This window comes from Amycolatopsis sp. NPDC031561, from assembly GCF_055580625.1.
Genome location: NZ_JBVILA010000006.1, coordinates 126009 through 149358 on the forward strand (window position 1 = coordinate 126009; position 23350 = coordinate 149358).

The 23350-nt window shown below is 73.0% G+C and carries 2 protein-coding genes and 1 pseudogene; all 3 read right to left on the reverse strand.

Annotated features, from left to right (window positions below):
- Positions 1-10 precede the first annotated feature (10 nt).
- Positions 11-16297, reverse strand: coding sequence for a type I polyketide synthase (locus ACZ5IK_RS16240; protein ID WP_465488387.1), 16287 nt, complete (start codon positions 16295-16297; stop codon positions 11-13).
- A gap of 45 nt (positions 16298-16342) precedes the next feature.
- A complete protein-coding gene (locus ACZ5IK_RS16245) occupies positions 16343-22894 on the reverse strand; it encodes a type I polyketide synthase (RefSeq protein ID WP_465488510.1) in 6552 nt (2183 codons plus the stop codon).
- Positions 22889-23344 (reverse strand): annotated as a pseudogene (locus tag ACZ5IK_RS16250) (polyketide synthase dehydratase domain-containing protein); the annotation flags it as partial. The gene ACZ5IK_RS16245 and the pseudogene ACZ5IK_RS16250, both read right to left, overlap by 6 nt.
- Positions 23345-23350: the final 6 nt, after the last annotated feature.

A 23350-nucleotide genomic window follows, 5' to 3' on the forward strand; every position in this document is an offset into this window, starting at 1 on the left:
ATCGTCACGGTCATTCGCTGTCGGTTTCGAGCACCAGGCGGATCAAGCTGTCCGCGTCCAGCTCGTCGATGTCGCCCGCGTCCTCTTCGGCCGCCGAATCCTCGACGCCGGCCAGCCGCAGCAGCCCCTCCATGAGCCCCGCTTCGCGGAACCTCGCCAGCGGAACGGCGGCGAGCGCGGCGCGGAGCTGGTCCTCGGCCGCCTGCGCGCCGTCGGGCGTTTCGAGGTCCGGCACCAGCTTGTCCCGGAGCAGACCGGCCAGCTCGACCGCGTTCGGGTAGTCGAAGACCAGCGTGGCGGGCAGCCGCAGTCCGGTCGCTGTGTTCAGCCGGTTCCGCAGTTCGACCGCGGTCAACGAGTCGAAGCCCAGGTCGGTGAACGCCCGGTTCGCGTCGATCGCCTCCGAAGACCCGTGCCCGAGCACGGCCGCCACGTGGGTGCGCACCAGGTCGACCAGTGCGCGGTCCCGGTCCTGTTCGGACAGTCCGGCCAGCCGCTGCCGCAACGAATCGGCGCCACCGGCGCCGGCGGTCACCGCCGCCCGCCGAGCCGGGCCGCCGGTGACCAGCGCGCGCCACAGCGGCGGCACGTCCTCGGCGGTCCGGACCTTCGCGCGCATGCCCGCGACGTCGAGCCGGGCGGGCACGAGCACGGATTCGTCCCGCGCCAGCGCACGGTCGAACAGCTCGAGGCCGTCCTGGGCGCTCAGCGCCCCGATCCCGCCGCGGTTGATGCGGGAGCGTTCGCTGTCGCTGAGCTGTCCGGTCAACGCGCTCGCTTCGGCCCACAAACCCCACGCGAGCGACGTGCCCGGCAGCCCCGCCGCGCGCCGGTCCGCCGCGAGACCGTCCAAAAAGGAGTTCGCCGCGACGTAGTTTCCCTGCCCGGCGGCACCGAAGGTGGAAGCCGCCGAGGAGAACAGGACGAACTCGTCCAGCTCGCGGTCCTTGGTCAGCTCGTGCAGGTTCCACGCACCGTCGACCTTGGGCCGCATGACGGCCGACACACGCTCGGACGTCAGCGACGCGATTGTCGCGTCGTCCAGCACACCGGCCGTGTGCACCACGGTCTTCAGCGACGGCACCCGGCGCACCACGGTGGCGAGGTCGTCGCGTTCCGCCGCATCGCAGGCGACAACGCGCACTGACGCACCCGAGGTGGCCAGCTCCGCGGCCAGCGCGGCGACGTCCGGCGCACCCGGGCCGGAACGGCCGGTCAGCACCAACTCGTCCGCGCGCCCGGTCGACGCCAGATGCCGGGCGACCAGACCACCCAACGTCCCGGTACCGCCGGTGATCAACGCCGAACCCGCCGCCGCAGCCGCCGGAATGGTGAAAACCATCTTGCCGGTGTGCTTGGCCTGCGACATGAACCGGAACGCGTCCCGCGCCCGCCGCACATCCCACACCCGCACCGGCGACTTCGCCAGCACCCCGGACGCCATCAGTTCGACGATCTGGACCAGCATGTCGTGCAGTCCGTCCGGCCCGGCCTCCGCCAGGGTGAACGGCCGGTAGGCGATCCCCGCCGGGATGCTCTCCGGGTCCCGCAGGTCGGTGCGGCCCATCTCCACGAACGAACCGCCCTGCGGCAGCAGCCGCAGCGACGCGTCCACCAACTCGCCCGCCAACGAGTTCACCACGATGTCCACACCACGACCATCCGTCGTGATAAGGAAATCACGCTCGAACTCAACACCGCGCGAGGTCGAAACATGGTCCGCGTCCAGACCCAAACCAGCCAGCACACCGTGCTTCGCCGGACTGGCGGTCGCGAAGACTTCCAGCCCCAGATAGCGCGCGATACGCACCGCCGCCATCCCCACGCCACCCGCGGCCGCGTGCACCAGCACCCGCTGACCGGACCGCGCACCCGCCAACTCCACCAGCGCGTACCAGGCGGTCAGGAAGGCCGACGGGACAGCACCGGCCTCGACGTCCGTCCAGCCTTCGGGGATGGGCACGAGCTGCCGCGCGTCGGCGATCACCTCCGGGCCGAACCCGCCGGACACGATGCCCAGCACCCGGTCACCCACCGCGAAACCGCTCACCCCGGGCCCGACCTCCAGAACCCGGCCCGCGACCTCGCCGCCCATCACCCCACCGTCGGGGTACATCCCCAACGCGATCAGCACGTCCCGGAAGTTCAGGCCCGCGACCCGCACCCCTACCCGGACCTGGCCCGGCTCCAGCGGTGCGTCGGCGAGCGAGACCGGCGCGAGGCCCTCCAGCGAGCCGCCCGTGTCCGGTTCCAGCCGCCACAAGCCCGCCGGCAGTGCGAGATCGCCGGACGGACGGGTCAGCCGCCGTCCCAACGCGACACCACCACGAACAGCCACCTCCGGCTCACCACTGTCCACTGCGGACGGCAACGCGGCGAGGTCCCTGCCCTCGGCGAAGTCGGCCAGGATGACCTGGTCCGGGTTCTCCGACTGCGCGGAGCGCACCAGACCCCAGACCGCCGCGGACGCCAGGTCCGCCACCGGTTCGCCGGGGGCGGTCGCCAGACCGCGCCGGGTCAGGACCACCAGCCGCGCCGTCTCGAAGCGGTCGTCGGCCAGCCAGCGCTGAATCAGTTCCAGCGTCTCGGTGGTGGCGCGCCGCGCGGCCTCGGCCGTGTCGGTCTCGTCGGCGCCACCGGCGCAGACCGCCACCACGCTCGGCACCGTGCCGGACTCGGCCAGCGCCGTGAGGTCCGCGAAGGATGTCACCGGCAGCGCGTCCGCGACACCGAAGCGATCAGTGCCAAGGAGAGCCCAGTCGCCGGTCTTCGCGGCGGTTTCCGCGATCGGCTGCCATTGCACGGTGAACAGCGAGTCAGGCTGCGTCGCACCGGCCGCGCGGACCTGCTCCAGCGAAACCGCACGAGTGACCAGCGAGTCCACCGAGATCACGGTGGCCCCGGCGGTGTCGGCGGCCAGCACGGCGAGAGCACCGGCGTCGTCCCGACGCAGCCGGGCGCGCAGCACGGACGCACCGCCGGCCCGCAGCCGGACGCCGTTCCACGCGAACGGCAGCCGCGCCTCGCCCGGCTCAGCCGTGCCGAGCAGTGCGCTGGCGTGCAGCACCCCGTCGAGCAGCGCCGGGTGCAGGCCGAACGCGTCCGCTTCCTCCGCGGTGTCCCCGGAAAGCCGGACCTCGGCGTAGATCTCGTCGTCGAGCCGCCAAGCCGCGCGGAGAGTCTGGAACGCCGGGCCGTAGCCGTACGCGCCTTCGGCGGTGTACATCCCGTCGATGACGATCGCTTCCGCGCCTTGCGGGGGCCACACCGAGAGTTCGTCCGCGACCGGCGAGGCCGCGACCGGGGCCAGCACCCCGGTGGCGTGCTGGGTCCACTCTTCACCGGTGCCGTCCCGGCGGGAGAACACCTCCACCGTGCGGCGGCCGTCGTCGGTGGCGCCGGTGAGAACCACCTGGACCTGTACGCCGCCCTCGGCCGGGATCACCAGCGGCGCCTGCAAGGTCAGTTCTTCCAGCAGACCGCAGCCCACCTGGTCGCCCGCCAGCACCGCAAGCTCGACAAACCCGGTGCCGGGCAACAGGATCACGCCACCCACCACATGGTCGGCCAGCCACGGATGCGTACGCACCGACAACCGACCGGTGCAGAGGACACCCGTGCCGCCGGCCAGTTCGACCGCCGCGCCGAGCAACGGGTGGTCCACCGCGCCCAGGCCAAGGGACACCGCGTCCCCGCCACGGCCGGTCGCGGCCTTCGGCCAGTAACGCTCACGTTCGAACGCATAGGTCGGAAGCTCGACCCGGTTCCCCGACGGCAGCACCGCCGCCCAGTCCACCGGCGCACCCTGCACGAAAGCTTCCGCGAACGAGGTCAGCAACCGCGCCGCACCGCCGTCGTCCCGGCGGAGCGTGCCGCACACGGCAGCGGCGTCCTCGACAGTGTCGGTGATCGCGCCGAACAGGACCGGATGCGGAGTCACCTCGATGAACATCTGGTGGCCCTGGCCGGAAAGCGTGGCGATCGCGCGTTCGAAGTGGACAGTCGAGCGCAGGCTCTCGTACCAGTACCCGGCGTCCAGTTCCTCGCCCGTCAAAGTTTCCCCGGACATCGCCGACACCATCGGCACCCGGCCCTTGCGCGGCGAAACACCCGCCAACACCGCACGGATCTCGTCCTCCAGGCCTTCCACCTGCACACCATGCGACGCGTAATCCACCGCCACCATCCGCGCCCGGACACCCTCGGCATCCAACTCGGACTTCAGCTCGGCCAACGCCTCCGGCTCACCCGACACCACCACCGCCGCCGGACCATTCACCGCGGCGAGAGCCAGCTTCTCGCCCCACTTGGCGATCCGCTCCCCCACCACACCGGCCGCCGCACTGACCGACAACATCCCGCCCAAGCCCGCCAACGCCTTAAGAGACTTCGAGCGAAGCGCAACAACCTTCGCGCCGTCCTCAAGGGACAACATGCCCGCCACAGTCGCCGCCGCGATCTCACCCTGCGAGTGCCCGACCACCGCGTCCGGAGCGACGCCAGCCGCCTCCCAGACCGCGGCCAGCGACACCATCACCGCCCACAACGCAGGCTGCACCACATCCGCCGACTCCAACTCGCCGCCGAGCACATCGGACAGCTTCCAGTCCACAAAGGACTCCAAAGCCGCCTCGCACTCCGCCAACCGCGCCGCGAACACCGCACTCGACCGCGCCAGCTCACGCCCCATCCCGAGCCACTGCGAACCCTGACCCGCGAACACGAACACCGGACGCACTCCCGCCCGCGCCGACCCGGCAACTACCGAGCCCGACGGCGTCCCTGCGACCAGATCTCGCAACCCAGCGGGAAAATCGCCGGTGACCACGGCTCGGTGCTCGAACACCGACCGGGTCGTCGCCAACGACCAGGCCACGTCCGCCGGAGACAGCTCCGGCCGGTCGAGCACCCAGTCGTGCAGCCGCTCCGCCTGGCCCGCGAGCCCCTCGACGGTCCGGCCGGACAGCACCCACGCCCCAGCCTCACCAACACTGAGCACCGGCTCGCGCTCCTCGACCTCCGCGGGTGCCTCGGCGGGCGCTTCCTCCAGGATGACGTGCGCGTTGGTGCCGCTCAGCCCGAACGACGACACCCCGGCGCGCCGCGGACGCCCGTTGGCCGGCCACGGCGTGCTCTCGGTCAGCAATTCAACCTGACCGGCCGTCCAGTCCACCTGGGAAGACGGCACCCCGGCGTGCAGGGTGCGCGGCAACTGCCGCTCCCGCAACGCCAGCACCATCTTGATCACGCCCGCCACGCCGGCCGCCGCCTGCGTGTGCCCGATGTTCGACTTCACCGAACCCAGCCACAGTGGACGGTCCCGGTCCCGGCCATACGTCGCCAACAACGCCTGTGCCTCGATCGGGTCACCGAGCTTGGTGCCCGTACCGTGCGCCTCCACTACGTCCACATCGGACTGCGACAACCCGGCATTCGCCAGTGCCGCGCGAATAACGCGCTGCTGTGAAGGACCGTTCGGCGCGGTCAGACCGTTCGACGCGCCGTCCTGGTTCACCGCGGAACCCCGCAGCACGGCGAGCACCTGGTGGCCCTGCCGTCGCGCGTCGGAGAGCTTCTCCAGCACGACCAGGCCCGCGCCCTCGGCGAAGCCCATGCCGTCCGCGTCGTCGGAGAAAGCCTTGCAGCGGCCGTCTTTCGCCAGTCCGCTCTGCTCGCTGAACCCAACGAACCCGGCCGGGCTGACCAGCACGGTCACGCCGCCGGCGAGCGCCATCGAGCATTCGCCGGACCGCAACGCCTGCGCAGCCAAGTGCATGGCCATCAGCGACGAAGAGCACGCCGTGTCCACGGTGACGGCCGGGCCTTCCAAGCCCAGCGAGTACGACACCCGGCCGGACAGCACGCTGGTCGCGTTACCGGTGATCAGGTGCGCCGCGCCGTCGAAGTCCGCGTCGTAGCCGTAGCCGGACGAGTAGCCGCCCGCGAACACGCCAGTGCTGGTGCCGCGCAGGGATTCCGGGGCGATCCCGGCCCGTTCCAGCGCTTCCCAGGACAGTTCGAGCAGCATCCGCTGCTGCGGGTCCATCGCCAGCGCCTCGCGCGGGCTGATCCCGAAGAACCCGGCGTCGAAGCCGGAGATGTCCTCGACGAAACCGCCGGAGCTGACATAGGAGGACTCGTCCAGCGCGCTGAGGTCCCAGTCCCGGTCGAGCGGGAAGCCGGAGATCGCGTCGCCGCCGGAGGCCAGCAGCGCCCACAGCCCGTCCGGATCGACCACTCCGCCGGGATAGCGGCAGCTCATGCCCACGATGGCGATCGGCTCGTCGGCCGCCGCCGATGCGGCGACCGGGGCGCGGGTCTGCTCGGGCAGCGCGCCGAGCAGTTCGGCCAGCAGGTAGTCGGTGACCGCGCCGGGGGTCGGGTAGTCGAACAGGAGCGTCGCGGGCAGCCGCAGGTCGGTGGCCGAGCCGAGGTCGTTGCGCAGTTCCACCGAGGTCAGCGAGTCGAAGCCCATCTCGCTGAACGCGCGGTCGGGGTCGACGGACTCGCCCGAGCCGAAGCCGAGCACCTGCGCGGCCATGCTTCGGACCAGGTCGGCCACCACACGGGTCCGCTCGGCGCCGGAGAGCCCGGTCAGCGAAGCGGCCAGATCACCCTCGGCCGTTTCCGCGGGCGCGTCCGCGACGAGCGCGGCCAGCCGGTGGATCTCCGGCAGATCCCGCATCAGCGGGACTTCGAGCAGACTCGCCGCCGAGTGCGGGGTGTCCAGGATGATGGACCAGTCGATGTTGGTCACCGTGAGGACGGTGTCGCCGCCCTCGAGCGCCTCGCCGAGCGCTCGCACCGCGAGCTTCGGTGCCATCATGCCTTCCCACTGGTTGCGGGCCAGCCGTTGCCGCGCCGCTTCGGAGCCCTGCGCCACCCCGGCTTCCCAGGGGCCCCAGGCCACTGACAACGCGGGCAGGCCACGTCCTCGCCGGTGCTCCGCGAGCGCGTCGAGGTAGGCGTTGGCCGCGGCGTAGTTGGCCTGTCCGGGCCCGCCCGTGGTGGCCACCACCGACGAGAACAGCACGAACGCGTCCAACTCGCGGCCGGCGGTGAGTTCGTCCAGATGCGCGGCGCCACCGCCCTTGGCCGACAGCGCGGTTTCCAGGCGGGCCGGGCTCAGACCGTCGATCACGCCGTCGTCCAGCACCGCCGCGGTGTGCACCACGGCGGAGAGGTCGTCGCCGATCCAGTCGAGGACCCCGGCGACCTCGGCGCGCACGCTCACGTCGCAGGCCAGCACGTCCACCTGGCTGCCTTGTTCGGCCAGTTCGGCGGCCCGCGCGGCGATGCCCGCCACGGCCGGACCGGACCGGCTGGTGAGCACGAGCCGGTCGCCGCCGTGTTCGCCCAGCCACCGGGCCACGTAGCCGCCGAGCGCGCCGGTGCCGCCGGTGACCAGCGCGGCGCCGCGGGTCTGCCACGTCCCCGTGCTCTTCGGGCGGGGAGCGTGGGTCAGGCGGCGGCCCAGTATCCCAGCGGGTCGCAGCACGACCTGGTTCTCATCGCAGCCGGACAGGACCGCGACCAGCTGCGCGCCGGTCCGCTTGTCCACCTCGGCGGGCAGGTCGACCAGCCCGCCCCAGCGGTCCGGGTACTCGAGTCCGACCACCCGGCCGAAGCCCCAGATCTGGGCCTGTGCCGGACTGGCCGGGGACTCGCCCGCCCCGGCGGCGATCGCGCCGCAGGTGGCCAGCCACAGCGGGGCGTCCACGCACGCGTCGTCCAGCCCCTGCACCAATGCGGTGGTGGTGGCGAGACCGGTCGAAACCACCGGGTGCCCGGCCAGCGGAGTCTCGTCCAGCGCGAGCAGCGACAGCACGCCGCTCGCTTCGCCGGTGTCTCGCAGCACCGGTCCGAGCACCGCCGACATCGCGACCCGGCCGGTCACCGCGGCGTCCAGCGCGATCAGCACCGGCTCGGCGCCGCGGCGGGAAAGCGCGGCCACGCACGCCCGCACCCGCTCGTCCTCGGCCTGCGCGGCGGGCACGACGACCAGCCAGCTCCCGTCGAGCCGGGCGGCGGACGGTTCGGCCACCGGCGCCCAGGTGATGCGGTAGCGCCAGGACTCGGTGGCCGAGCGATCCCGTTCCCGCTTGCGCCACGAGGCCAGTGCGGGCAGCACCGCGTCCAGGTGGCCTTCGTCGGGCAGCGACAGCGTGTCCGCGACCCCCGCCAGGTCGCCGCCCTCGACCGCGGCCCAGAAACGGGCTTCCTCGGCGGTTTCCGCCCCGGCGGGCGGCGTTGCGGCGGCGGAGCCGCTCAGCCAGTAACGCTCGTGTTGGAAGGCATAGGTGGGCAGATCGACGCGGCCGCCCGCGGGCAGCACCGCGGTCCAGTCCACTGGGAGGCCGCCCGCGTGCGCTTCGGCCAGCGAAGCGAGCATCCGGCGCGCGCCCGCGTTTTCGCGTTCCAGGGTGCCGACAGTCAGCACCGGGCCGGTCCCGGCGTCCTCCGCGGTCTCGGTCACCGACGCGGTCAGCACCGGATGCGGCGAAACCTCCACAAAGGACAGATAACCGGCGGCGAGCAGCGCACGGGTGGCGTCCTCGAAGCGGACGGTCCGGCGCAGGTTCGCGAACCAGTAGTCCGCGTCGAGTTCGGCTCCGGACACCCATTCGCCGGTGACCGTGGACATCATCGGCACCCGGCCGGTGCGGGGCACGATGCCCGCCAGCCCGGCCGCGAGCACCTCGGCCAGCGAATCCACCGCCGGGGAGTGCGCGACGAAGTCGGTCGCCGGGATCCGCCAGCGCAGCACGTGCCGCGAGGCCAGTTCCCGTTCGAATTCGGTCAGCGCCTCGGGTTCGCCGGACACCACCACGGCGGCGGGCCCGTTGACCGCGGCGAGGGAAAGCCGGTCGCCCCAGCGCGCCACCAGTTCGCGCACCGGTTCGGCGGGCATGACCACCGAGACCATCGAGCCTTGCGCGGACAGTCCGGTCAGCTCCCGCGACCGCACGGCGACGACCTTCGCGGCGTCCTCGACGGTCAGCATGCCCGCGACCGTCGCCGCCGCGATCTCGCCCTGCGAGTGGCCGGCCACCGCGTCCGGAGCGACGCCGGCCGCCTCCCAGACCGCGGCCAGCGACACCATCACCGCCCACAGCAACGGCTGCACGATCTCCGCCGATTCCAGCTCACCGGCGAGCGCCTCGGTCAGGTTCCAGTCCACACAGGACGAAAGGGCGCGCTCGCATTCGGCGAACCGGGCCGCGAAGACCGGGCTGTCGGCCAGCATCTGCCGGCCCATGCCCGCCCATTGGGTGCCCTGTCCGGCGAACACGAAGGCAGTCCGGCCACCGGCCCGTGCCACCCCGGACAGCGGGCCGGGCACCGCGCGCAGACCGGAAACCAGCTCTTCGTGGGTGTCGCCGAGCACCACGGCCCGATGCTCGAACGCCGACCGGGTGGTGGCCAGCGACCACGCCACGTCCGACGGCGGCAGCTCCGGGCGCTCGGCCAGCCAGTCGGCCAGCCGATCCGCCTGCGCCACCAGGCCTTCCGCGCTCCGCCCGCCCACCAGCAGCGCCGACGGACCACCGGTCAGCACCGGCACCCCGGTTTCGTCCGGCTCCGGCTCGGCCGCGTCGGTCTGGGGCGCTTCTTCGACGATGACGTGCACGTTGGTGCCGCTCATGCCGAACGCCGACACCCCGGCCCGGCGCACCCGCTCCCCCGGCGTCCACGACACCGGCTCGGTCAGCAGCCGCACCTCGCCCGCCGTCCAGTCCACGTGCGGGGTCGGGTCGTCCACGTGCAGGGTCTTCGGCAGCTGCTCGTGTCCCAGCGCGAGCACCATCTTCATCACGCCGGCCACGCCCGCCGCGGCTTGCGTGTGCCCGATGTTCGACTTCACCGAGCCCAGCCACAACGGTCGTTCCCGGCCCTGTCCGTAGGTCGCCAGCAACGCCTGCGCCTCGATCGGATCGCCCAGTGTGGTGGCCGATCCGTGCGCCTCGACGACGTCCACATCGGACTCGGAGAGCTGGGCACTGGCCAGCGCCGCGCGGATCACCCGTTGCTGCGACGGACCGTTCGGCGCCGTCAACCCGTTCGACGCGCCGTCCTGGTTCACCGCGGAACCCCGGATCAGCGCCAGCACCGGATGCCCGTTGCGCCGGGCGTCGGAAAGCCGCTCCAGCACGAGCATGCCCGCGCCCTCGGCGAAACCGGAACCCTCCGCGGCGGCGGCGAAAGACTTGCATCGCCCGTCCACCGAGATGCCGCCTGCCTTCGCGAAGGCGCTGAACACGCCGGGCGTCGCGGTGACGGTGACGCCACCAGCGAGCGCGAGCCCGCACTCGCCGCCGCGCAACGCCTGGCCGGCCAGGTGCAGAGCGACCAGCGAGGACGAACACGCGGTGTCCATCGTGACAGCCGGGCCTTCCAGCCCGAGTGTGTAGGACAACCGGCCGGAAAGCACACTGGTGGCGTTGCCGGTCACCAACTGCGCTTCGGCGACGCCGGAGGTTTCCAGGTCGATATCCGTCGCGTACCGGGAGCTGTAGCCGCCGACGAACGCGCCGGTCTGCGTGCCACGCAGCGAAGCGGGGTCGATTCCGGCCCGCTCGACAGCCTCCCAGGACACCTCCAGCAGCAGCCGCTGCTGCGGGTCCATCGCCAGCGCCTCGCGCGGGCTGATGCCGAAGAACCCGGCGTCGAACGCGCTGGCGTCGCGGACGAAACCGCCTGCCTGGTCGAAGGAGCCCAGCAGCGGGTCGTTCAGCAGGTCGAGGTCCCAGCCGCGGTCCTGCGGGAACGGGCCGATGGCGTCCGCGCCCGCCGCCAGCAGCTGCCACAGCTCCTCGGGGCTGGCCGCGCCGCCGGGGAACCGGCAGGCCATGCCGACGATCGCGATCGGCTCGTCCGTTCCGGCCCGCCGCACGGTCGGGGCCGGGGGCGGCGCGACGGCGGGCAGGTCGCCGGACAGCTCGGTGCGCAGCAGTCCGGCCAGCGCGATCGGCGTGGGGTAGTCGAAGATCAGCGTGGCGGGCAGGCGCAGGCCGGTGGCCGCGTTCATCCGGTTCCGCAGTTCCACCGCGGTCAGCGAGTCGAAGCCGACGTCGGTGAACGCCCGGTTCGCGTCGATCGCTTCCACGGAGGCGTGCCCGAGCACCGCGGCGACGTGCGCGCACACCAGGTCCAGCAGGACCCGGCCGCGTTCCGCGCCGGAGACCGACGCCAGCCGCCGCCGCAGCGACTCGCCTTCGCCCGCGCCGTCCGCGACGCGCGAGACCGCGGTCCGCCGCCCGGTGGCACCGACGAGCGAACGCCAGATCGGCGGGACCTCGGTGCTGCCCGCGGCCAGCGCCCGCAGCGCGGGCATGTCCAGGTGCGCGGGCATCAGGACCGGCTCGTCGCGGCCCAGCGCCACGTCGAGGACGACGAGGCCTTCCTCGCCGCTCAACGGGATGAAGCTGCGGTCGATCCGGGACAACAACTGCTGGTCCAGGTGTCGTCCGATGCCCTCCTCGTGCGCCCACGGTCCGAGTTGCAGGGACATCCCGGCGAGCCCGGTGCCGCGCCGCCAGGCGGCGAGCGCGTCCAGGAAGGAGTTCGCGGCGACATAGCTGCCCTGCCCGGCCGCGCCGAACATGGCCGCCGCCGAGGAGTACAGCACGAACAGGTCGAGATCCATCCCGGCGGTCAGCTCGTGCAGATGCCAGGCGGCGTCCACCTTCGGCCGCAGCACGGCGGCCAGCCGCTCCGGCGTCAGTGCGCTGATCACGCCGTCGTCCACGACACCGGCGGAATGCACGACAGAGCCGAGCGGATGCTCTTCGGGCAGCTGTGCCAGCACGGTCGCCAGCGCGGCGCGATCGGCGGCGTCGCAGGCGACAACTCGCACCCACACGCCCATTTCGGCCAGCTCGGCCACCAGTGCGGCCACGCCCGCGGACGCGCCGGAACGGCTGAGCAGCACGACTCCCCCGGCGCGGCCGGTGGCCGCCAGATGCCGGGCGGTCAGGCCGCCCAGAGTGCCGGTGCCGCCGGTGACCAGCAGCGTGCGGGCGGCGGGATCGGCGCGGGGGCCGTCCGGCCATTCGACCGCGGACAACCGGCCCTCCGGCCGGATCAGCCGCCTGCCGTGGGCGCGGCCGTCGCGCAGCAGCAGTTCGGGTTCGTCGCCGCCCAGCGCCGCCGGAAGCAGCGCGAGCTGCTCGGCGCCCAGGTCCGCGAGCACCAGGCGATCGGGTTCTTCGGACTGCGCCGAGCGGGTCAGTCCCCATACCGCGGCGCCGGCGAGGTCGGTCACCTCGGCGCCGACCGCGCCTTGGGTGACGACCACCAGCCGCGCACCGGCCAACCGGGTCTCTGCCAGCCATTCGTGCAGCGATTCCAGGTGCGCGGCACTGACGCGGCGCACTGTCTCCGGCATGTCCGCGCCAGTGTCTTCCGCACCGGCGCACCGCAGCACCACGCTCGGGTCGATCTCGCCGGCTTCGACGGCCGCGGCCAGTTCGGCGAGATCCGCGTACGCCCGCACCGGCAGCCCCAGCCCGTCGAGCAGGCCGAACCGGTCGGTGCCGAGCAGCGCCCACTCCCCCGCCGGAGCGGCGGCGTCCGGCAGCGCGGCCCAGTCCTGGACGAACAGCGAGTCGGCCAGCGCGCCGTCGGCGGGCCGCAGCCGGCCGGTCGGCACGCGGCGTTTCACCAGCGAGCCCACCGAAACGACCGGGGCTCCGGTGGCGTCGGCGGCGGTCAGCGAAACCGAGCCCTGCCCGTCCAGCCGCAACCGCACCCGCAGCGTGGACGCGCCCGCGGCGTGCAGTTCGACGGAGTTCCAGGCGAACGGCATCGGCACCGTGCCGGGCTCCTCCGGCACGCCCGCCTCGGCCTCGGCGATGACCGAGGCGTGCAGCGCCGCGTCCAGCAGGACCGGGTGCAGGCCGTAGGAACCGGCCTTCTCGGCGACGTCGTCGGGAAGCACGATCTCGGCGAAGACGTCCCCGTCGCGGCGCCAGGCGGCGCGCAGCGCGTGGAACGAAGGGCCGTAAACGTCGGCGAGGTAAGTCGGGTACAGCTCTGAGACATCGACCGGCGTGGCGTCGCGCGGCGGCCACATCAGCAGGTCCTCGTCGGCGGAACCGACCGGGCCCGCGGGCGCGACCGTCCCGACCGCGTGCCGGACCCATTCCTGGCCGGGACCGGCCTGTTCGGGGCGGGAGAAGATCTCCACCGGCCGACGGCCGTCCCGGCCGGCCTCGGCCACCACGACCTGGAGCTGCAAGCCCTCGCCCTCGGCGGGCACGATCAGCGGCTCCTGCAGCGTCAGCTCGTCCAGCGCGCCGCAGCCGAGCTGGTCCCCGGCGCAGACGGCCAGTTCGACGAATCCGGTGCCGGGCAACAGCATCGTGCCGTCCACCGCGTGGTCGGCCAGCCACGGCTGGGCCTTCGGCGAGAGGTGCCCGGTGCACACCAGGCCCGCGCCGCCCGCCAGGTCCACGGCCGCGCCGAGCAGGGGGTGCCCGAGCACCCCGAGCCCCAGCGTCGACAGGTCCCCGTTGCCGGACTTCCCGTGGAAGCCGGACAGCACGCCCTGCGGCCAGTAACGCCGGCGCTGGAAGGCATACGTCGGCAGTTCGACGTGCGCCGCGACGGGCAGCAGTTTGGTCCAGTCCACGGACGCGCCGTGCACGAAGGCCTCGGCGAACGAAGCGACCAGCCGATCCGCGCCGCCCTCGTCCCGGCGAAGAGTCGCGCAGACCACCCCGGCCACCGCACCGGCGCCCGCCTCGCGCGCGACCTCCTCCAGGGTGTCGTTCATCGCACCGAGCAGGACCGGGTGCGGGGACACCTCGACGAACATCTGGTGGCCCTGGCCGGAAAGCGTGGCGATCGCGCGTTCGAAGTGGACAGTCGAGCGCAGGCTCTCGTACCAGTAACCGGCGTCCAGTTCCTCGCCAGTGAGGGTCTCCCCGGACATCGCCGACACCATCGGCACCCGGCCACGCCGCGGCGAAACACCCGCCAGCACCGCGCGGATTTCGTCTTCCAGGCTCTCAACCTGCGCACAATGCGACGCGTAATCCACCGCCACCATCCGTGCCCGGATGCCCTCAGCATCCAACTCGGACTTCAGCTCCGCCAACGCCTCCGGCTCACCGGACACCACCACCGCAGCCGGACCATTCACCGCGGCGAGAGCCAGCTTCTCGCCCCACTTGGCGATCCGCTCCCCCACCACACCGGCCGCCGCACTGACCGACAACATCCCGCCCAGACCCGCCAACACCTTCAACGACTTGGACCGCAACGCCACCACCCGCGCACCGTCCTCAACGGACAGCATTCCGGCAACCGTCGCCGCCGCGATCTCGCCCTGCGAATGGCCGACGACCGCCTCCGGGCGCACCCCAGCCGGTTCCCACACCGCGGCAAGGGAAACCATCACCGCCCACAACGCGGGCTGCACCACATCCGCCGTCGTCAGCTCTCCGGTCAGCACCTCGGACAGCTTCCAGTCCACAAAGGACTCCAACGCCGCCTCGCACTCCGCCAACCGCGCCGCGAACACCGGGCTCACCTGCGCGAGTTCCCGGCCCATGCCGAGCCACTGCGAACCCTGCCCGGGGAAGACGAACACCGGGCGCACGTCGTCGCGCCGCACCCCGGAGACCACCGCGCCGCTGGGGGCCTCCGCGACCAGGCTGTCCAGCCCGGCCCGCGGATCCTCGCCCAGCACCACGGCGCGGTGCTCGAACACCGACCGGGTGGTGGCCAGCGACCAGGCGATCCGGTCGGCGTCCAGCTCCGGACGGTCGGCCGCCCAGTCCCGGATCCGGGCCGCCTGCGCGGCGAGCCCTTCGGCGGACCGGGCGGTGACCAGCCAGGCGTTGGCGCCGGCGACGACCGGAGCTTCGGGCTCGGCGGCTTCGTCCGACGTTTCCTCCGCCGGGGCTTCTTCGAGGATGAAGTGCGCGTTGGTGCCGCTGCCGCCGAAAGAGGAAACCCCGGCGCGGCGGATGCGCTCGCCGGCGGGCCAGGCGACCGATTCGGTCAGCAGTTCCACTTCGCCGGCGGACCAGTCCACGTGCGGCGTCGGTTCGGTGACGTGCAGCGTTTTCGGCAGCTTTTCGTTGCGCAGCGCCAGGACCATCTTGATGATCCCGGCCACGCCGGCAGCGGCCTGTGTGTGCCCGATGTTCGACTTCACCGAACCCAGCCACAACGGTTTGCCGCCGTCGCGTTCCTGGCCGTAGGTGGCCAGCAGCGCCTGCGCTTCGATCGGGTCGCCGAGGGTGGTGGCGGTGCCGTGCGCCTCGACCGCGTCCACGTCGGCGGGGGTCAGCCGGGCGCTGTCCAGCGCGGCGCGCACGACCCGTTGCTGCGACGGGCCGTTCGGCGCGGTCAGCCCGTTGGACGCGCCGTCCTGGTTGATCGCGGAGCCGCGGATCACCGCGAGCACGTGGTGTCCGTGGCGGCGCGCGTCGGACAGCCGCTCCAGCACGATCATGCCGGTGCCCTCGGCCCAGCCGGTGCCGTTGGCGTCGGAGGAGAACGCGCGGCACCGCCCGTCCACCGAAAGCCCTTGCTGCTTCGAGAATTCCACGAACATGCCGGGCGTCACGAGCACGGTCACGCCGCCGGCCAGCGCCATGGTGCATTCGCCGGCGCGGATCGCCTGACAGGCCAGGTGCAGGGCCACCAGCGACGAGGAGCACGCGGTGTCGACGGTCACCGCGGGGCCTTCGAGCCCCATCAGGTAGGCGATGCGGCCGGAGAGCACGGCAGTCAGGTTGCCGGTCATCATATGGCCTTCGAGCTCGCCCGAGCCGCCCTGCAGCAGTTCCAGGCTCATCGCGTAGTTCGAGGTGAACCCGCCGACGAACACGCCGGTTTTGCTGCCCTTCAACGTGGTGACGTCGATCCGGGCGCGCTCCAGCGCTTCCCAGGACACCTCCAGCAGCAGCCGCTGCTGCGGGTCCATCGCCAGCGCCTCGCGCGGACTGATCCCGAAGAAGCCCGCGTCGAAGCCGCTCGCGTCCTTGATGAAGGCACCGGACCGGGTGTAGGACTTGCCCGCCTTTTCCGGGTCCGGGTCGTAGAAGTCGCCGAGGTCCCAGCCGCGGTCTTCGGGGAACGGGCCGACCGCGTCGCGTCCGTCGGAGAGCAGCTCCCAGAAGTCCTCCGGGGTTTCCACCCCACCCGGATACCGGCACGCCATGCCGACGATGGCGATCGGCTCGTCCTCGCCCGCCTCCAGCCTGTGCAGCCGCTTGCGGGTCTCCTGGAGTTCGGCCGCCGTCTTCTTGAGGTAGTCGAAGAGCTTCTCTTGGTTAACCACTCTGGCCCCTTAGCAACACCGTGACGTCAAACAAGCCCGCAGCACCTAGTCGGACAGGCCCAGTTCCTTGTCGAGAAACTCGAACACCTCGTCGGGCGTCGCCGAGCCGAGTTCGACCTCGCTGCCCTCGGCTTCCGCTCCGCCCTGCTTCGTGATCCACGCCGACAGGATCGTCTGCAGCCGACGCGTGATCCGGTCCTCCATCTCCCGCCCGGCCGCCGGTTTCGTCAGCGCCGCCTCCAGCCGGTCCAGCTCGTCCAGCACCGGGACCCCGGCCGCGTCGTCGCCGACGAGCCCGGACCGCAGCCAGGCGGCCACCGCCACCGGGGTGGGGTAGTCGAAAATCAACGTAGTCGGGACCCGCAGCCCGGTGGCGGTGTTCAACCTGTTCCGGATCTCCACCGCGGTCAGCGAATCGAAGCCGAGTTCCTTGAACGCCTGGCTCGCCTGCACCGCGTCCGCCGACGGGTGGCCGAGCACCACCGCGGCCTCCGCGCGCACCAGATCGGTGAGCAGCCGTTCCTGCTCGGCCCGTTCGAGCCCCGCCAGCCGCTGGGCGAGGTCGCCCGCTTCCGGCGCGGTCGCGGCCGGAGCCGCGGCCAGCTGCCGCATCTCGGGCAGATCCCGCACCAGCGGGCGCCGCGCCAGGTTGGCCAGCCGGCTCCAGTCCACGTCCATCACCGTCACCACGGCATCGGACCCGTCGAGCGATTCGCCCAGCGCCCGCACCGCCAGGCGCGGATCCATCGCGGGCATCGGCAGCCGCTTCATCCGGCTCTTGATCGCGTCCTTGGACTCGGCGAGACCGCCGCCGCCCCACAGGCCCCACGCCACCGACAGACCGCTGAGGCCCCGCGCGCGCCGGTTCTCCGCCACCGCGTCCAGGTAGGCGTTCGCCGCCGCGTAGTTGCCCTGCCCGGCCGAGCCCAGCGTCGAAGCCGCTGAGGAGAACAGCACGAACGCATCCAGGTTCAGCTCGGCGGTCAGCTCGTCCAGGTGGCCCGCGCTGGTGGCCTTGGCCGAGAGGACCTTCTCGAAGCGAGAGGTGGAGAGCCGGTCGATCACGCCGTCGTCGAGCACGCCGGCGGTGTGCATCACCGAGGACAGCTCCGGTCCGGTGCGCCCGATCCAGTCGAGCACCCCGGCGACCTCGGCCCGCTCGCCGACGTCGCAGGTCAGCACGTCCACCCGGCTGCCCTGTTCGGCCAGCCCCGCCGCCTGCGCCGCGATGCCCGCGGCCGAGGAGCCGGACCGGCTGGTGAGCACGAGCCGCTCGGTGTCGCGTTCGGCCAGCCACTGCGAGACGTGCCCCGCGATCGCGCCGGTGCCGCCGGTGATCAGCACGCTGCCGCGCGGCCGCCACGAGGACCCGCCTCGCCGCGGGCGTCCTGCCCGCGCCATCCGGCGGCCCAGCACCCCGGACCGGCGGAGGGCGACCTGGTCCTCGTCGCCGTCGGCCAGCACCGCGGCCAGCCGCGCGCCCGCCCGCTCGTCGATCTCGGCGGGCAGGTCGAGCAGCCCGCCCCAGCGGTCCGGGTGTTCGAGTCCGACGACCCGGCCCAGCCCCCACACCTGCGCCTGCGCGACGCTCGAGGGCACCTCGCCGGGCGCGGCCGCGACCGCCTGGCTGGTCGCCAGCCACAGCGGCGCGAGCACCCCGGCGTCGCCCAACGCCTGCACCAGGCCCAGCGTGGCGGCGAGTCCGGCGGCCACCACCGGATGGTCCGGCAGCGGAGCTTCGTCGAGCGCCAGCAGCGAGAGCACCCCGGCGATCGGCGCGCCGTCGACGACCTGGTCGAGCACCGGCGAAAGCTCGTGCCGGGCGGCGTGCCCGGCGGGGATCTCCGCGACCAAGACCTCGGCGCCCCGTACGGTCAGCGCTGTGGCGCAGTCCCTCCGCAGCGTCTCGGCGAAGCCGCCCTCGGGGACGACGAGCAGCCAAGTTCCGTTCAGCAGCACGGGATCGGGTTCCGGCAGGGGCACCCACGACATGCGGTAGCGCCAGCTCGCGGTCACCGACTGCTCCTGGTCCCGACGCCGCCAGGACGCCAGCGCGGGCAGCACCGCGCTGAACTGCTCCTGGTCCTCCAGCGCCAGGGTGTCGGCGATCTGGGCCAGGTCGCCGCTCTCCACCGCCGCCCAGAATTCGGCTTCGGCCTGCGAACCGTCGCCGCCGCGCACCGCGCCGGCGGCAGCCGCCCCGGTCGGCCAGTAGCGGTCGTGCCGGAAGGCGTAGGTGGGCAAGGCGATCCGCTCGGCGACCGGGAGCACCGCGGTCCAGTCCACCCCGGCTCCCGTGACATACGCCTGCGCCAACGAGGTGAGCATCCTGGTCGCGCCGCCGTCGTCGCGGCGCAGCGTCGCGCACACCGCGGCCGGTTCCGTGCCGGGGGCGGCGTCCGCGGCGGCTTCCTCCAGCGTGTCGGTCGTCGCGCCGAGCAGCACCGGGTGCGGGCTGACCTCGACGAACAGCTGGTGTCCCTCCTCGGCCAGCGTCCGCACCGCACGGTCGAAACGCACGGTGGCGCGGAGGCTCGCGTACCAATACCCGGCGTCGAGTTCTTCGCCGGTCAGGGTTTCGCCGGTCATCGCCGACACCATCGGGACCCGGCCACGACGCGGCTCGATCCCGGCCAGCACCGCACGGATCTCGTCTTCCAGCCGCGCCACCTGCGCGGAGTGCGAGGCGTAATCGACGTCGACCATCTTGGCGCGCACGCCCTCCGCGTCGAGTTCGTCCTTGAGCTCCGCGAGCGCTTCGGGAGTGCCGGAGACGACCACGGCGGCCGGACCGTTGACCGCGGCCAGCGCGAGCTGCTCTCCCCAGCGGGAGATCCGCTGTTCGACCGCCGCGGCGGGCAGCGTCACCGACAGCATCCCGCCCGCGCCCGCGAGCACTTTCAGTGACTTCGAGCGCAGCGCGACAACCCGTGCGCCGTCCCGCAGGGACAGCATCCCGGCGACGGTGGCGGCGGCGATCTCGCCCTGCGAGTGCCCCACCACCGCATCCGGCGCCACTCCGGCCGCTTCCCACACCGCGGCCAGCGAGACCATCACCGCCCACAGCGCGGGCTGCACCAGGTCCGCGGTGCGCAGTTCGCCGGAGAGCACCTCCGTCAAGTTCCAGTCGGCGAACGGCGCCAGTGCACGCTCGCATTCGGCGAGCCGGGCCGCGAAGACCGGGCTGGCCTCCGCCAGTTCCCGGCCCATGCCCGCCCACTGGGAGCCCTGGCCGGGGAAGACGAACGTCACCGCGCCGCCGGGGCGGGCCGTTCCGGCCACCACCGTGCCGGTGGTGCCTCCGGTCGCCAGCTCGTGCAGTCCGGCCAGCAAGTTCGTCCGGTCCTCGCCGAGGACGACGGCACGGTGCGCGAACGCCGAGCGGGTCGTCGCCAGCGACCACGCCACGTCGGCGGGGTCGGTCTCCGGACGCGCGGCCGCCCATTCGCGCAGCCGGCCCGCCTGTCCGACGAGGCCCTCCGCGGAGCGGCCGGACACCAGCCAGGCACCGGGTCCGCGCAGCACGGGCTCGGCGTCCGGACGCGGTTCGGCGTCCTCCGGCGGGGCCTCCTCGAGGATGATGTGCGCGTTGGTGCCGCTGATGCCGAACGAGGAGATCCCGGCCCGGCGCGGCTGTCCGCCGGAAGGCCAGGCCACCGGTTCGGCGAGCAGCTCGACCTTCCCGGCTGTCCAGTCGATCTGCGAGGACGGCTCGGCCGCGTGCAGGGTTTTCGGCAGCTGCTCGTGTCCCAGCGCCAGCAGCATCTTCATCACGCCCGCCACGCCGGCCGCGGCCTGGGTGTGGCCCATGTTCGACTTCACCGAACCCAGCCACAACGGGCGGTCGCGGTCTTGGCCGTAGGTGGCCAGCAACGCCTGCGCTTCGATCGGGTCGCCGAGTTTCGTGCCGGTGCCGTGTGCCTCCACCGCGTCCACTTCGGACGGCGAAAGGCCGGCGCTCGCCAGCGCCGCGCGGATGACCCGCTGCTGCGACGGACCGTTCGGCGCCGTCAAGCCGTTCGAGGCCCCGTCTTGGTTCACCGCGGAACCCCGGACCAGCCCCAGCACCGGATGCCCGTTGCGCCGCGCGTCGGAGAGCCGCTCCACCACCAGCATGCCGACGCCCTCGGCCATGCCCATGCCGTCGGCCGACTCGGCGAACGCCTTCGACCGGCCGTCTGCCGCCAGACCGCGCGCCTGAGAGAAGGCGACGAACCCGTCCGGGCTGGCCATGATCGTGGCTCCGCCGGCCAGCGCGAGGGAGCACTCCCCCGCGCTCAGCGCCTTCGCCGCCAGATGCAGCGCGACCAGCGACGAGGAACACGCGGTGTCCATCGTGACCGCCGGGCCTTCCAGCCCGAAGAAGTACGACAGGCGGCCCGAAAGGACGCTGGTCGCGTTGCCGGTCATCAGGTGGCCTTCGGCACCCTCGAACTCCGCGCTGCCGTCCAGACCCGCCGCCGCGTAACCCGAGCCGTAGCCGCCGACGAAGGCGCCGGTCTGGCTGCCCGACAGGCTCGCCGGGTCGATGCCGGAGCGTTCGAACGCCTCCCAGGACACCTCCAGCAGCAGCCGCTGCTGCGGGTCCATCGCCAGTGCCTCGCGCGGGCTGATCCCGAAGAACCCGGCGTCGAAACCGATGACGTCGCGGACGAAACCGCCTTCCTTGGTGTAGGTGGTCCCGGCCTGCTCGGACTCCGGGTCGTAGAGCTCGTCCACCGGCCAGCCTCGGTCGGCCGGAAAGGATTCGATCGCGTCGCCGCCGGAGGACAGCAGCTCCCACAGCTCCTCCGGGCTGGCAGCGCCGCCGGGGAACCGGCAGGCCATGCCGACGATCGCGATCGGCTCGTCCGTTCCGGCCCGCCGCACGGTCGGGGCCGAGTGCGGCGCGGACAGGTCGCCGATCAGCTCGCCGCGCAGCGAAACGGCCAGCGCGGCAGGCGTGGGGTGGTCGAAGATCAGCGTGGCGGGCAGCCGCAGCCCGGTTTCGGCCCGCAGCCGGTTCCGCAGTTCCACCGCGGTCAGCGAGTCGAAGCCCAGATCGGTGAACGCGCGGTCGGCGCCGATCGAAGCCGCCGAGGCGTGCCCGAGCACCGCGGCGACGTGCGCCAGCACCAGCTGCCGCAGCATCCGGTCGCGTTCCTGGCGAGTGGCCGCGGCCAGCCGCTCGCGAAGGGAGTCGCTGTCAGCAGCCGGGGCCGAAGCAGCGGTGCGCCGCGCGGGAGCACCGGCCAGCGCCCGCCACAGCGGCGGGACGTCGGCGCCGCGCAGGGCCGCCACGTCCAGGCGGACCGGGATGAGCACGGCGTCTTCGGTGGCCAGCGCCGCGTCCATCACCGCGAGCCCCTCGTCGGCGCCGAGCGCGGTGACGCCGGAGCGGCTGATCCGCGACAACGACTGTTCGCCGAGGTCGCGGCCGATGCCCGCCTCGTGCACCCACGGGCCCCAGGCCAGCGAAGTGCCGGTCAGGCCCGCTGCCCGGCGGTGTCCGGCGAGCGCGTCGAGGAAGGTGTTGGCGGCGACGTAGTTGCCCTGCCCCGGCGCTCCGAAGGTCGCCGCGGCCGAGGAGAACAGCACGAACTGCCGCAGGTCCAGGTGCCGGGTGAGTTCGTGCAGGTGCCAGGCGGCGTCGGCCTTCGGGCGCAGGACCGTGGACAGGCGGTCGGCGGTGAGCCCGGCGACCAGACCGTCGTCGATGATCCCGGCGGCGTGGAAGACCTCGCCGAGCGGGCAGTCCTCTCCGACGGTGTCCAGCAGCGCGGCCAGCGCGTCGCGGTCGGCCGCGTCGCACGCGACGATCCGGACCGCGGCGCCCAGTTCCGCCAGCTGCGCGGCGCGCGCGGCCGCTCCGGCGGCGGCCGGGCCGGACCGGCTGGTCAGCAGCACTTCCTGGGCGCGGCCGGTGCGCACCAGATGCTGGGCGACCAGGCCGCCGAGGGTGCCGGTGCCGCCGGTGACCAGCAGCGAACGGGGGCCATCGGGGCCCGCGTCGGGTCGTTCAACCGCCATCGCGTTGCCAGACGAACGGACCACGCGGCGTCCGAAGACGCCGTTCTCCCGCAACGCCAGCTCCGGTTCCTCCCCGCCGAGCACGGCGGGGAGCGCGGCGATTCCGGCGTTCTCGGTGGGCAGATCCACGAGGACGAACCGGCCGGGGTTCTCCGCCTGTGCCGAACGCAGCAGCCCACGGACGGCAGCCGCGGCGAGATCGGCCACGGCCTCGCCCGGGGCGACCGCGGCGCCGGACCGGGTGACCACCACCAGCCGCGCCGCGTCCAGGCGCGGTACCTCCAGCCAGTCCTTGACCAGTTCGAGCGCCGCCGCGGCGGCGGTGTGCGCGGCTTCGGGCATCGAGCCTGCCCCGGCGACGCTGGTGAGCACGATCGAGGGAACGGGGTCCGCGGCCGCCAGTCCGGCGAGGTCCGGGTAGGTCTGCGTCGAGAGGCCCGCAACGGCCAGCTCTTCGGCCAGGCCGAAGGGGTCTTCGCCGAGCACCGCCCAGGCACCGGCCGGGATCGCGGCTTCGGCGGCCGGGGTCCACTGTTCGGCGAACAACAGTCCGGACGAAGCCGGTTCGGCGACCGCGGGCGCGGACACCGGACGGCTGGTCAACGAATCCACCGTGACCACCGGAGCACCGGCGGGGTCGACGGCGACCAGCGAAAGATCGCCGCGCCGCCCGCGCCCGACTTTGGCGCGCAGCACCGAAGCGCCCTCGGCGTGGAGTTCGACGCCGGTCCACGCGAACGGCATCCGGATCTCGTCGCCGGAGTCCTCCAGCAGCGCGGCGTGCAGGGCTGCGTCGAGCAACGCCGGGTGCAGGCCGAACTGATCCGCTTGGCCCGCCACCGACTCCGGCAGCTCGATCTCGGCGAACACGTCCTCGCCGCGCCGCCATGCCGCGCGCAGGCCGTGGAACGCCGGACCGTACACATCGGACAGTTTCGCGGCGTAAAAACCGTCGACGGCCAACGCGGTCGCGTCCGAAGGCGGCCAGACGCCGAAGTCCTCCGACACCGCGGGCGGGGCGGACGCGGCGGCCAGCACGCCGGT